Raw genomic sequence first — 14,355 nt, forward strand, 5'->3', positions numbered from 1 at the left:
TCTCCTGCAATTGATTTCACTTCTTCCAAGTTCCCATTGTCAATTTCTTCATTCATTTCATCAATAAGCTCTCCACTCAATTCTGAAAAATTATTGACAAAATTCAATGGGTTTTGTATTTCGTGGGCAATGCCTGCCGTCAGTTCACCTAAAGATGCCAATTTCTCTTTTTGAATGAGTTGTTTTTGGGTAGAACGTAGTTCAGATAAAGCATCTTCGGCTCGCTTTTTTTCAGTTTGAATTTGGATTAAATCAAGTTTGGCTTGCTCGGCTTGTACTTCGGCTTTTTGTAAATCAAGAAAACGAATATAGGCTTGCTCAAAAACCCTCGCAATTCTCTTTAATATTTCAAAATCGGTTTCTGAAAATAATTGCCCCGTCCAACTGTTTGCTCCTAATAGAGAATTCTTTTCAGCAACGAACGAAGCAGTATAATTAGAAGCATTTAAAATGAAATTACGACCCATCTCAGGAACTTTGGTATCGTCATTATGCTCAAAAACATAGTGAAAATATCTATTTTTTTCATCAAAAGAATAAATTTTGTTAAAAATAGAATTGCCTGTTTCTTTAGCATACCATACGTCTTGAATGATGGGATTCGCTACAAAAGTAGCTTCATCATAAGGTAGGTTGATTTTTGTTGGGAGTTGTTGTGGCGAAACTACCCAGATGGCTGCATCTTTTGAGCCTTCCGAAAAAATATGAATTGCAGCACCTCCGTCAAACACTAATCCTAATTCTTTTAGTTTTTCAAATAAGACACTCACCACACTTTCAATCTCGTCGGAGTGGTGCATTGCCAACGAAGCTGAACGAATTTTTTCCAAAGCTCCCTCAATTTCTAAATCACGGTTTTTATTAACTAATTCGGTAGTGCGTGCCTCTACCTGTTTTTCAAGCGTTTCGTTTTGGGTAGAAAGGATTTGTTGTTTTTCGGCAGAAAGTATTACTACTTCCGTCAATTTTCGTTGAAGAGTATGATTGGTTTGAGCAAAGTCATATCCTAATTGTAGTGCCACAGATATGGGTACTGCAATTTGGGCAAAAGCATAAAAATAAGGAGCAATAGACATTAAACCATTACTGGAAGAATATAAAAATAAAAACCAAAAGGCACAAAAAACAAACCCACCAGAAGCTATAAACCAAGCACCTTTTTTATTTTTCAAAACACCAATGATAGCAATTCTGAACAGTTCTAAATTAACTGAAAAATTGAATCCTATTCCAAAAACGACCCATCCCCAGTCATAAACAAACAAACTCATCGGAATACATATAATACCAAGCAAAATTATTAGTAAAAAAACTGCCCCAATTTTTTGATTAAATAAGCGATAAACAGCTAATAATAAGAAAGAAAGTGATACAACTGCTAAAATTACCATTAAATTAAATATCCAGTAATAATTTTCAACATATTTTATCGTGTAAAAACCATTAAGCATTCCGTAAGGCAAAATCTGTAAGCCCGTATAAATGGTAAAGTAAAGATTGATTTTTTGCTTGGAAAAAAACAAATAAAAAGCGAAGTAAAGAATACATAAGGTAGTAAAAATAGCTCCAACAGCACTATTCCAATTGGTTTCCAATTGTGTTGTTTGATTGTATTTTAAATACCAAGTTTTCAAAGAAACTATTTCGAGTGATAAAACTTTATTTGTGTTTGCAAAATGAGTCCCGTAATGTATATTGGGTTGAAAGGCATATCTAATAGCCAAAATTTGTGGACGATTCGGCTGGATTTGTAAATAAAAAGGTTCTCTTCTCGAAAATACTGCCTTTATTTTATTTTTATCGCTACTTAAAATCCCAATTTTTTGTATTAACTTACCATTTAAGAATATTTCAGAAGCACCAGATTGTTGGATTGTCATAATCAACGTCTGATTTAAGGTACTATCTAAAAATATAAGTGGTAAACGAAGCCAAAAAATATCGCCGTTTTTCGAGACTTGCGGCAAATTAAAAATATCCTTCGTAGGGTCAATATTTTCCCAAGCCGAATCATCAAAATCTGCTTTTGCAAAATCTGGGTTATCGCCAGCGTGCCATTTCCAGCCTTTATCTAGTAGAATTCCTTTTTGAGGCAAAGAATCTATCTTAAAAACTTCTTGCTTTTGTGCAAAAGAATTGAGCGACAATAGAAGAATTACAACAAAAATATTTTTCATAGTCGAATAGGGTTTTCCGAAATAAAGATAAACAAATTATTGTTTTGTTCTTGTAATGCCTTAATTTTGGTAAAAAAACAAAACCTATGAGCGATAGAATGATATATTCAAAAATTGAACTTCTTCAATCAGATGAATTGAAGAAAGATTTGGTTTTATATCTTGATTTTTTACTTCAAAAACAGTTCGTTGATAATCAACCAGTCAAACGAATACCTAAATTTGGTTCAGCAAAAGGCACTTTTATTCTTTCACCCGACTTCAATAACCCAATTGATGATTTTAAAGATTATATGCCTGTATGAATCTACTTTTAGATACCCATGCCTTACTTTGGCTATTAGAGGGTGATGATAATCTTAGTAAAATAGCAAAAAAAGAGATTCAAAACCCCGAAAACACAAGCTTTGTTAGTAGTGTTTCGCTTTGGGAAATTGCAATTAAAATCAGTATCGGAAAATTAAATATGAAATCAGATTTTACAACTCTTCCGCAAATGATTTGGGAAAATGGCATTGAAATGTTGCCAATCGAATTTAAGCATTATGCTGAAATTCTGACTTTGCCATTCCACCACAAAGATCCTTTTGATAGAATTATTATTGCCCAAGCAATTCAAGAAAAAATGCCAGTAATTAGCTGCGATGGCAATTTTCCATCTTATAATATTGATATTATTTGGTAATTCTCACCATCATTTCTACCCCAATCTCCTAATCTTATCATTCTGATTCCGAATTCGTTGACACAAAATTCTAAGTACACTTCGTAGTAATTCGCTTCGTTCTTCCATCAAATCATAAAAATCTTCTTGATCGATTCTGAAAAGTAGTACATCATTTTCAGCAATCGCTGAGGCAGAGCGAGGTTCGGCATCAAGCAATGCCAACTCACCAAAAACATCGCCTTTTGTGAAGCTTGCTAAAAGCGTTTCGTGGTCATAAATACTAATTTCTCCACCATAAATAACATACATACAATGCCCAATTTCACCTTTATTAAATATTATTTGTCCTTCCTGAAAACTGACTTCACGCATAATTGGTACGACAGAAGTCAATATATTTTCGGGTGTTTGGGCAAAAAGTTGGGTATTTTTCAGAACAATCACTCGTTCGAGTTCTGAAATAGACGATGTTTCATGCGAATGACTCATGGTTATATTTTTTTCAAAAAATGTTTTATTTTTAAGAATTACTTCTGTGAAAGCTTCCTTAAAAAGCTTTTTTGGATGATTGAAATAAGGTTCAAAAAGATGTACTTCGGTTTTGTTTGCTTTCCAATGAACCATTGCTTGTACAATTGTCCAATCACCAAAGCTATTTTCTCCTTTTTCTAAAATATAGGAAACTATAGACTTTTTTATTGCCTTTTTATCGAAATATTGCTCAAAAGTTCCTATTTTCTTATCAATACTGGTATCGTCTAACAAGGCATGTAGGCATTTGTAAATATTACGAGGAATAATATTATCTAAAATTTCGAGGGCATTGGCTCTTTTTTCTCGTGATGAATGTTCCACTCCCTGCATGGCATCTTTCACTGTTTCTTTGTCATACAAAAGCATCAATAAATAAAAAATACGATTCGATGATTGCCCTAATTCGTACTGAATCACCTCATTTGGTATCAAAACAAACCCATTGAGTAATTGATAAGCATGTTTCAATTCTTTTTGCAAAATGCCCTCAAAAAATACACTTTTCACCGACTCGTTAGGAAACTGACTAAGTGCTTTTATTGCCAAAAGTTGTATATCAAGTGCTTGATTTTTCACAAATTCAATCAGCAATTTTTCGCTGCCCTCAGTTTTGTACTTTTCACAGAATACTATAATTTTTCTTAGTAAATATCGGTCGCTTGTACTGTGCAGTTTTTTGATTTCATGGAAAGCATTTTCGCCTAAATTGAGTAAAGAATTAAGGGCTTTTTTACTAAAAATTCGGTCGGATAAAAGTGAAATTAAAAATTTTACAAGTTTTGGTGTTCCCAAAACCCCAGCCACATCAACCGATTTTTCTCGATTATTATTTTGTTCAAAACATTGGATTACAAGGTTTTCATATGCAGCTAATTTCAGAGTTTTAATAATATCCAGAGCTGCGGCAAGCTCAACTTTATTACTTGAATTACACAGTTCGTCAAAGTGTTTTTGGGCAAAATCTGTTTCAACTTTATAGCTTGTATCAATAAGTTTGTCAGTGCTTTTTTGAAAAATACCTTTTGTGTTTTTACTTAGCAATGTTCCAATTATTGCACCTTTTTTCAGAAAAATATCGGAAGAGTTAAGAAAATCTAATCCTAACCATTCGAAACGTCTAATTCGAGATTCTAAATTAACATGAGAAGAACATACAATTTGTGCTAAAATACTTCTACAATCCCCATTTTCTTCTTTCGCAAAATCAAAATCTTGTAGAGTTACTACATCAAAATCAATTTTGTTTTCATTGATTATTTTTAGAGTGTGAAGCCTAACTTTGTCAGAAAAGTTTTCGAGCAATTTCGGCACATATTTTTCCAATTTTTGCGGCTGATATTTTACTATCCACTCAATTGCACTGATTACCTCTTCTGGGCGGTCACTATCAATGTTTTTCAAGATAACATTTAAGGCATCGCCCTGCATTACCAACTCATCATTTCGCAAAAAACGCTTGCTTAAAGCAGTTTTTAGCTCAATAATATAATGTTCAAATGCCCGACCAAGAAAATAAAAAGCGATAAATGCCGAAATAACCGTAAATCCGAATTCAATCCAAGTGAATGAAAAATCGAAATAATACTCCAATAAAAGCAAAATACCAGCAATGCCCATTCCTAATGGCTCATAAAAACCTTTGGCAAGCGTATGTCCTTTGAGCCTTTGATGAGTAGAAAGTGGCTGAAACATTACCAAGAAAACAGGGTCAAAGAGTGTCCTACGCATAATTTCAAAAAGTAAATAAGCTGCACTGAAATCGAGCAAAAGTGAAGCTTCATCGTTTCGATACGAAGACAAAATTACCAAAACCGCTGAAATAATGATTGTACCAATTGGCAAGAATAAAAGGGCATTTTTAAGTCCAAAACGGTCAATAACTCGACTCGAAAGGCTAAGCTTAATAAGTGTAGAAATCGAATAAGTAATAGCCAATAAATAACCGACAAATGAAATGACATCGTGCTGGCTATGAAATTTATATTTGACATTGACAAAGAAATTATACTCGATCCAAGTAGCTGATGCAGCAACCATCATGAAGCCAATGCACATTTCGAAAACTAAGCGACTACCGCCAAAAAGTTGTTTAATATACTTCGATTGTACATTTTTATGCACTCTAGCTTCTTGTAATAGAGGTATTTCTGTAAACTTGAAAGTGAGTTTTTGAGTATAAAAAGCCATCAAAAAGGCTAAAAAAGCTACCAAAACAAGGATAGCAAGCACTGAAGTAGAATGAATAAGTACTGTCAAAATTGCTCCAATTGCTTTTGCAGGAACATCACCCGAACCAATGACGCTGAATATTTTTTTACTCTGACGAACATCAAAAACAACTGCCGAAACACCCCAAAACTCCAAATTTACTAATAAATAAATAACCCTAAACCCCACCATAATTCCGATTGCTGTAATCATTGTATGGCTCAAATACAAAACAGCAACCATGATTAATGATATTACCAAAACAGCCAAAAGTACTCGAATACTGAGCTTTTGAAGCAAAAAATGATGTTCATAATATTCATAGATTTTACCAACGCCCATCATGGCAAGCATAGAAAAAATATAAGCGATAGGCAGTGAAAACTCAGGATGATTTTCGAGCAAAATGATATTTGCCGAAACATAAACCAAGACGGTTCCAATACTAATAAAGAAATTATGAAAAAAGAATAAAATTAACTGCGATTGAGCTTTATTTTGAGTAAATAATTTAGTCATTGCTGGTTTCAAATATGAACACTGCAATTTAGGAATTTTGTATGAAAAACTTTTGAAATAGCCTAATGATTTGTAATATTGCAATTAACAATGGTCATATCTCAAAAACATAGAGCAAATAACAGCTATCAGCTTGTCGAAAATTGCAGTGAGAATCCTGCAGGCTTATATCGCCATTTCTGTAAACCTCATCGAATCTCGGTTTTCTTCTTTCAATTGCTTACATTCATAGCACATTTTGGGTTTTACTAATGGACAAAGCTTTTACAGCTCACCAATCGCAATTTGCTTTTGGTGCTTAACTGCTTTTTATTTCATTTTAAACTCTTTTATTTTTTCAGAGCTAATAGCTAAATGCTAATGGCTAATCGCAGCATTCTCATGAGCAATAATATATTTGTATCTTCTGAAGTAGGCACTTTGTGTCGCCTAATTATTCATAGTCCAGACAGTGGTTTGGGCAAAGTTGTACCATCTAAAGCACAGGATTGGCTTTTTGAAGACATCGTTCATCTCGAAACCATGCGACGAGATGAATATGACTATTACGTAAAAATCTTACTCTACTTTCTTGATAGTGAGAAAGTTAAAGGAAAACTCAAACGAATTGATGCTGACAAAAGCAGAGATTTTTATAAACCCAACAACAAAAAATACTTCAATTCTGATAAAGTTATAGAGTTTGAAAAGTTACTTTCGGATATTCTCAAAATCACCTCTGTTCGCACGCAACTCATTGCATCTGTTTGTGCAGTAGAAGAGTGTTCATTTCAGTTTCAAAACGAAATGTTGAAAATGCCAATAGTGGACTTAACTAAAGTGTTGATAACAGGTATTTTACCTAATAATAAAATGCTTTTTCCACCTATTCCTAATTTGATTTTTACTCGTGATATTGGCATCATGGTCAATGACTATTTGTTACTCAACAAACCAGCTAAATATGCTCGTACGAGAGAATCGCTTTTAGCAAAATATGTTTTTTTCAACCACGCTATGTTCAAAGATTTACAAGGAAAAATCATTGAAATTACAGAAGATGAAAATCATTTTTTATTGCCCGAAGAAGAACAAGAAGGCCGACTAAACACCCTCGAAGGTGGCGATGTAATGATGGTTGCTCCTAATCATTTGTTGATTGGTGTAAGCGAACGAACTTCGGTAGAAGCTGCCAGACAAGCAATTGACCTACTTTTTGCACGAAATGCTGTACAAAAGGTTACCATTGTCAAGATTCCGCAAAAACGTGATTATATGCACATTGATACTGTTTTTACACAAATCAAACGTAATGTTTGGGTACTGCTTGGCTCGCTTGGTAGAATTCAAGAAGAAGCAGAAAAACAATTTATTTGGGAAGCCTTGGGGCAGCAACCAAGCTATGAAAAACTTACTATCAAACAATTTATTAATAAAGAAGATGGCGTAAAAATACGAGATTTTGCCAATCTGGAAGACCTTTTGACTTCAATAACCAAAGATGATTTGAATTGCTATGATGAAGTAAAATTTGTATATTCGGGCAATAATCAGTTTCCTTATGGTGCTAGAGAACAATGGACAGATTCGTGTAATTTGTTAGTAGTAAAGGAAGGAATTGCCATTGGTTATGACCGAAATGATAAAACCGCAGAGGCATTTAGAGAAGCAGGTTTTGAGACAATTAGAGCCTCAGAATTACTCGAAAAATTTGAGAAAAACGAACTTTCTCCCAAAACGCTCACCGACACAATTATCATGCTCCCATCAGCCGAGCTTTCAAGAGCAAGGGGCGGTTCGCATTGTATGAGTATGCCGATACTTAGAGAAATATTTTAATTTTTGGGTGAATGATAGAATATATTTATATGTCAAGAAATTGGTATTTAAAATTCACGTATTCTATCATTCGCACATTTTATCATTCAACAAATAAGATTATGCAAACACAAACTACGTCCAATATACTAATGATTCGGCCTGTAAATTTTGCTTTTAATGAGCAAACTGCCGAAAGTAATACTTTTCAAGATATCAAATCTAAGTCTTGGACAAATAATATAACGCAACAAGATGCTCTCCAAGAATTTGATTCGATGGTGAGCCAATTACGAGCCGCTGGCGTAAACGTAATTGTTTACGACGATACGCCAGATCCTCATACACCCGATAGTATTTTTCCGAATAATTGGATTTCTTTTCATCATAGCGGCAAGGTTTGTTTGTATCCAATGCAAGCAGAAAATCGCCGTTTAGAGCGTAGAAACGACATTATTGATGATTTACGCAAAAAATTTCACGTAGAAGTTATACTTGATTTTACACATTTCGAAAAAGAAGGAAAATTTCTCGAAGGTACAGGGAGTATGGTTCTCGATCGTATGCATCGTGTTGCTTATGCCTGTATTTCGCCCAGAACCAATGCCGAGGTGCTTGATGCTTGGGCAAAACAAATGAGATATCAGTTAGTAAAATTTACTTCGGTTGATTCCCATGGCAAAGAAGTTTATCATACAAATGTAGTGATGTGTATCGGTGATACATTTGCAGTTGTTTGTCTCAGCTCAATTCCTGATTTTGACGAACGTTTAATGGTAAAAGAGGCCTTAGAAAGTAATGGTAAACAGGTAATTGAAATAAGTTTAGAGCAAATGAACAATTTTGCGGGTAATATGCTATTGATCAAAAACAAAAAAGGGCATCATCTGCTCGTGATGTCAACTTCAGCTTTCGAGTCACTGACCCACTCACAAAAAATTGAATTAGAAGAGTATGCCGAGCTTCAACATTTCGATCTTACAATGATAGAAACTTGTGGCGGTGGTTCGGCTCGTTGTATGATGGCAGAAGTACATTTGCCTGAAAAATAATGTTGATAAAATAATAAGTGAAATAAAAATATTTACAAATAAGCAGATAAAGCCACGAAGTTAAATTTAGTTTTTTCAAAATGAAACTTAGTAGATTTTGTGGTCTGAAGTTAGTCGTAAATAAAAACTTATTACAATATTACTTCGTATATTTCGACTAAGTAGAAAGAATTAACCCCCTCTCACAATGCAGCACGTAGTCATTATTGGTAATGGAATTAGTGGAATCACTGCCGCCCGTCATATTAGGAAGCTTTCAGATTGTAAAATTACCGTTATTTCGGGGGAAACTGACCACTTTTTTTCTCGTACAGCACTTATGTATGTCTATATGGGACACATGAAATTTGAACATACCAAACCTTATGAAGATTGGTTTTGGGAGAAAAACCGCATCGAATTAAAGCGTGCTTGGGTAAAAACGATTGATTTTGATGAAAAAAAACTCTATTTTAAACTTCCCACCAACGACAAAGAAACAAAAATTGGCGGGTCGATTAGCTACGACAAACTGATTTTAGCACTTGGCTCAACGTCAAATAAATTTGGTTGGAAAGGACAAGATCTCAAAGGCGTGCAGGGACTTTATAGCTATCAAGATTTAGAAAATTTAGAAAATCTCACGCCGACAATCAAGCAAGCAGTTATTATTGGCGGTGGTTTGATTGGTATAGAATTGGCAGAAATGCTTCATTCGAGAGGTATTGAGGTAACTTTTTTGGTACGAGAAAGTAGCTTTTGGAATGCAATCATGCCTCCCGAAGAATCAGCTTTGATTTCGAGGCATATCATTGAAAATCATATAAATCTGCAATTTTCAAGCGAGTTAGATGAAATTATTGGCGATGAAAACGGTCAAGTAAAAGCCATCAAAACCAAAAACGGCGAAAAAATTGATTGCCAATTTGTAGGGTTGACCGTTGGCGTAAGTCCAAATATTAGCTTCTTGAAAACCCCACAAGGCAATATGGTAGGACGCGAGAAACCTGCTTTTGTGTTTGGTGTTGGAGGCATAAAACTGAATCGTGGAATTTTGGTCAATGAATATTTGGAAACAAATTTGCCCGATATTTATGCCATTGGCGACTGCGTAGAACATGAAAACCCACCCGAAGACCGCAAAAATTTAGAACAAATCTGGTACACAGGTCGCATAATGGGCGAAACAGTTGCCCGTACAATTTGTGAAAAACCTACCAAATATCAGCCTGGGGTATTTTTCAATTCTGCAAAATTCTTCGACATCGAATACCAAACTTATGGACAAGTTCCTGCGGAACTTCCCGAAAAAACAACAACTTTTTATTGGGAACACTCATCAGGAAAAATGTGTATTAGAATAAACTATAATACTGACAATCAATCTGTTACTGGAATAAATACTTTCGGAATCAGGATGCGACACGAAGTGTGGAACGAATGGATTTCGTCAAAAAAAACGATTAATCACGTTATAGAAAACCTTCCAAAAGCCAATTTCGACCCTGAGTTTTTTAAAAAATATGAAACCGAAATATTGAAAAAATACAATCAAGAAACGGGCAATGATTTGAAGTTAAAATCAAAGAAAGGAATCTTCTCAAAAATATTTTAAGCTATGATACAAAAACTCGGACTAATCATTTTTATTGCAGCTTTTGGGCTATTTGTTGGTACTTTAGGAATGAATAATTTTGTTTTGACAAATGAAATTTTAGAAAAAAATATCAAAGCTGAACAATTGGTAGAGGCTCAACAACAGTTTGCACCGATGCTTGATAAAAACTATTCAAGCCTCTTTGGTTTTGCCTCAGACATAACTGCTGGAACATCCGCACTAAATAAAGCTTACGATGCCCAACAAGCTTGGAATAAAAAGTATGCTGAAGATACAATTTTATCAATCGTGAAAGCATCATCTCAAGGCTATTTAGTTGATAATAAAGGTATTATGTTTTTTTTAACATTCGGAATGGCAATTTTTGGAGCCTTACTTTTTATCATTCCTGAAGCAAAACAAAGCCCTGGAATCAAGAATAATGGTATTTACTTCAATCCAGCCATGAATCGCAAATGGCTCGGTATTGGCATTGGTACTTTTCTTATATTATTTTACATTTGTTTATATTTCGGACCGCAATATATTGCCAACTGGACAATGCTTGTTGACCCAGTTAGTAAACAAATAAATGGTGGAGAAGCAAGTCGTTGGTTTATGTATGGTTTTCTTTATACGATTTCGGTTTTGGTGATGGGAATACGATATATTATCAAATATAGACATTCTAAGTACCAGATTATCAGAACTTTATCTATTATGTTTTTTCAAACTTGCATCGCATTTATCTTACCTGAAATCATGTCAAACTTGAATCTTCCTGCGGCTGATTTGAAAAATATGTGGCCACTCGACTATTCTTTTTTCTTTAATTATCGCCTTGATAAACTCATTGCTGGAGGAACATTTGGAATATTTTTATTGGTATGGGGTATTGCACTTTTTGTAGTTGGTGTACCAATCATGGTTTATTTTTTTGGTAAACGTTGGTACTGCTCGTGGGTTTGTGGTTGTGGCGGTCTAGCAGAAACATTGGGCGATCCTTTTCGACAACTTTCTGATAAATCATTGAAAGCTTGGAAGATAGAACGTTACCTGATTCATGGTGTTTTGGTTTTCGCCATTATTATGACAATTGGCGTGTTGTATACTTATTTTACAGGAAGCTATAATTTACTTGGGTTTATTCCAACCGAATGGCTCAAAACAAGCTATGGTTTTTTGATTGGTTCAATATTTTCTGGTGTAGTTGGCACAGGATTTTATCCTTTAATGGGTAATAGAGTTTGGTGCAGATTTGGTTGTCCATTAGCAGCATATCTTGGAATAATACAAAGATTCAAATCAAAATTTAGAATCACAACCAATGGCGGACAATGCATTTCTTGCGGAAATTGCTCAACGCATTGCGAAATGGGAATTGATGTGCGAGCGTACGCACAAAAAGGGCAAGATATCGTTCGCTCATCGTGCGTTGGTTGTGGCGTTTGTTCAGCAGTTTGTCCACGTGGTGTATTGAATTTAGAAAATGCTGAAACTGGCACAAGAGTTATGATTGCACCTGATGTTTTGTTGGGAAATCAAATTTAACCCCACCCTATCTCTCCCCGAAAATGGGGAGAGAGTTTTTTGATATATTTTCAATTATATTTTAATACCCGCTATATCCAACTCCCTCGCTCACAATCTCTACGCCTGATGAAGTGCCGAGTCGAGTTGCTCCTGCTTCAACAAAAGCAATGGCTTGTTCGTAGGTCTGAATTCCGCCCGATGCCTTAATTTGAACACTACTTGGCAAAACTTCACGTATCAATTTTACTTGTTCTAAATCAGCACCTTTATTAGCAAAACCTGTGGAAGTTTTTATAAAATCAGCACCAGCTTCTTCACATATTTCGCAAGCAATACGGATATCAAAATTATCTAAATAAGCTGTTTCTATAATCACTTTTATTAAAGCATTACGAGTGTGAGCAAGCTCCGCTAAAGTCTTTATTTCTTGCTTCACTGTTTCATAAGCCATTGATTTAAAGGCACTTATATTCATTACTATATCCAATTCATTTGCTCCATCATCCAATGCTTTTTGGGCTTCAGCAATTTTTACTTCGGTCGTTTGAAAACCTAATGGAAAGCCAATAACTGTACAAATTTTTGCATCGCTGTATTCTAATAATTCTTTTACAAAACTTACATAATACGGCGGAACGCAAGCTGAATAAAAGCTATTTTGATAAATTTCTTCGCATAATTTTCGAAAATCCATTTCGGTAGCCGTTGGTTTTAGAAGTGTGTGGTCGATGTATTTTGCTAAGTTATTCATTTGTGTTTTTTTTGAAACCTGATAACATATTAGTTTCAGATGTGGTGCCATAAAATTAAAAAAAATCTCAACACTTAATTGCATTGAGATTTTTGAATTACATTTATTTCTAATTTATTAAAACAAACTTGAAAAGAATTATTTTTCTGTCAATCCATCAATTACCCATTGTTTCAACTTTGCAATTTCATCTTTGCTCAAAGCAGTGTTATTGCTGCCTGCCCTCGGCATAAACCCTGCTGCTGTTACGTCACGCTGTACACGCTCAAGAACGAGTCCAATATTTGTTTTTGCTGTAACAAAATCATCCCATTTATTTACTTTGAAACCGCCTGTTACACTCAAATGACAGGGAGTACAGTGTAGAACAAAAATTGGTTTGATGTCGGCTGTATAATTTACAAGCACAACCGAGGGTGTGGGCGTAACAGTTTCTTTTTTGGTACAGCTCCAAATTGAAATTACTAAGAAACCTACTACGAAGAGGGTTCTAATTGTTGTAAAAATTTTAATAAAAAAGAGTTTTGGTAAGACATTAAATTTCAAAGTGAATACGAAGGAATTATAATTTAGGTCGCGTTAAACAAAAAAAAACTTTCTTTTTGTGAAAGAAAGTTTTTGAGAAATACGCCTGAATTTTTATTACAAGTCAATCGTTAACAAGTATCTTTTGAAGCTAAAAAGTAAATTTAAATTAATGTTTTTTACTTAACTTCTTCATAATCAACATATTGACCACTATCAGGGTTTATATTTTTGCTATTAGTTGTATTTGATTTCACTTTGATATCGCCTTCTTTACCACGTTCTTTTTCCATGAAATCATTGTGGCGTTTTTGTTGTTTGGCAATCTGCTTTCCGACCAAAACATTAAATAAAAAGTTTCTGATTGCCGGAACAAAAGCAATTGCCAAAAGTATCAATATTATATATTTCATTTGGTTTTATAATTTGAATTTTTACTAAAAAAATATTTCGTTACAAAAGTAAAATTTTAAACATACAAATTCAAGAACTATTACTCGCTTAGTTTAAGCAAGAGTTCCAAAGTTTCTGGATTACTCGGACGTGGGGCATCTGGACGAACAACTGTTCCATTCTTATCAATAATCATATAACGAGGAATACTGTTGATTTGGTATTTTTGGCTAACACCCGAACCAAAACCCCCGTTTGAAATCCCATGGTCACCATTGTCAAGTTTTAGATTATCTACGGCATTTTTCCAATTAGTTGGGTCTTCATCAATCGAGATATACAAGAAAACAATGTTTTTCTTTTGCTTTTCGGTAAATGAATCGTGCATTTTTTTTGAAAAAGGAAATTCTCCTCGACATGGGCCGCACCAACTTGCCCAAAAATCGACATAAATAACTTTACCTTTATATTTAGCAAAATTAAATTCTTTGCCATCCAGTCCTATCAAAACTGGATAATCGCTTGTACTAAGTTTCAATTTATCTTTGTCGTCTTTCTTTTTAACAACTTCTTCTTTTTTATTTAGGGTTTCTTTACAATAATCTAATAGCAATTTTCGGTAG

The 14,355-nt window shown here is 34.3% G+C and carries 12 protein-coding genes; 6 read left to right on the forward strand and 6 right to left on the reverse strand.

Annotated elements, in window-relative coordinates:
- Positions 1–2,177 (reverse strand): hypothetical protein (locus tag ACH2CJ_RS04145; RefSeq protein ID WP_394990960.1); only part of this gene is annotated, 2,177 nt, incomplete at its 3' end.
- Between the two features lie 86 nt (positions 2,178–2,263).
- On the opposite strand from ACH2CJ_RS04145, the gene ACH2CJ_RS04150 reads away from it, so the two are divergent.
- Together ACH2CJ_RS04150 and ACH2CJ_RS04155 are read left to right on the forward strand one after the other, a co-directional pair.
- Positions 2,264–2,482, forward strand: coding sequence for a DUF2281 domain-containing protein (locus ACH2CJ_RS04150; protein ID WP_394990961.1), 219 nt, complete (start codon positions 2,264–2,266; stop codon positions 2,480–2,482).
- Positions 2,479–2,862, forward strand: a complete 384-nt coding sequence (locus ACH2CJ_RS04155) for a type II toxin-antitoxin system VapC family toxin (RefSeq protein WP_394990962.1) — start codon at positions 2,479–2,481, stop codon at positions 2,860–2,862. Before ACH2CJ_RS04150 ends, ACH2CJ_RS04155 begins: the two co-directional genes overlap by 4 nt.
- 15 nt (positions 2,863–2,877) lie before the next feature.
- On the opposite strand, the gene ACH2CJ_RS04160 is transcribed toward ACH2CJ_RS04155, so the two are convergent.
- Positions 2,878–6,105, reverse strand: coding sequence for a cyclic nucleotide-binding domain-containing protein (locus ACH2CJ_RS04160; protein ID WP_394990963.1), 3,228 nt, complete (start codon positions 6,103–6,105; stop codon positions 2,878–2,880).
- 381 nt (positions 6,106–6,486) lie between these two features.
- Here ACH2CJ_RS04160 and ACH2CJ_RS04165 point away from each other — a divergent pair, with 381 nt between their 5' ends.
- From ACH2CJ_RS04165 to ACH2CJ_RS04180, 4 genes are all read left to right on the forward strand, one after another.
- Complete coding sequence (locus ACH2CJ_RS04165; RefSeq protein WP_394990964.1) at positions 6,487–7,923, forward strand: arginine deiminase family protein; 1,437 nt, start codon at positions 6,487–6,489, stop codon at positions 7,921–7,923.
- Between the two features lie 101 nt (positions 7,924–8,024).
- A complete protein-coding gene (gene ctlX / locus ACH2CJ_RS04170; protein ID WP_394990965.1) occupies positions 8,025–8,954 on the forward strand; it encodes a citrulline utilization hydrolase CtlX in 930 nt (309 codons plus the stop codon).
- A gap of 187 nt (positions 8,955–9,141) precedes the next feature.
- Positions 9,142–10,548 (forward strand): NAD(P)/FAD-dependent oxidoreductase, encoded by a 1,407-nt coding sequence (locus ACH2CJ_RS04175; protein ID WP_394990966.1) that lies wholly within the window; start codon positions 9,142–9,144, stop codon positions 10,546–10,548.
- 3 nt (positions 10,549–10,551) lie between these two features.
- Positions 10,552–12,081, forward strand: coding sequence for a 4Fe-4S binding protein (locus tag ACH2CJ_RS04180; protein ID WP_394990967.1), 1,530 nt, complete (start codon positions 10,552–10,554; stop codon positions 12,079–12,081).
- Positions 12,082–12,142: 61 nt separating this feature from the next.
- On the opposite strand, the gene deoC is transcribed toward ACH2CJ_RS04180, so the two are convergent.
- The 4 genes from deoC to ACH2CJ_RS04200 form a co-directional block, all read right to left on the reverse strand.
- Positions 12,143–12,814: a deoxyribose-phosphate aldolase gene (deoC, locus tag ACH2CJ_RS04185; protein WP_394990968.1), complete on the reverse strand. Its 672-nt coding sequence runs from the start codon at positions 12,812–12,814 to the stop codon at positions 12,143–12,145.
- 138 nt (positions 12,815–12,952) lie between these two features.
- On the reverse strand, positions 12,953–13,360 hold the full coding sequence (locus ACH2CJ_RS04190; protein ID WP_394990969.1) for a hypothetical protein: 408 nt from the start codon (positions 13,358–13,360) through the stop codon (positions 12,953–12,955).
- Positions 13,361–13,518: 158 nt separating this feature from the next.
- Entirely contained in the window at positions 13,519–13,752 is a 234-nt protein-coding gene (locus ACH2CJ_RS04195; protein ID WP_394990970.1) for a DUF4834 domain-containing protein, read from the reverse strand.
- An 80-nt stretch (positions 13,753–13,832) separates the two neighbouring features.
- Positions 13,833–14,355: TlpA family protein disulfide reductase (locus ACH2CJ_RS04200; protein ID WP_394990971.1), on the reverse strand; the 523-nt coding region annotated here is incomplete at its 5' end.

The organism is Emticicia sp., from assembly GCF_043780375.1.
Lineage (GTDB): Bacteria > Bacteroidota > Bacteroidia > Cytophagales > Spirosomataceae > Emticicia.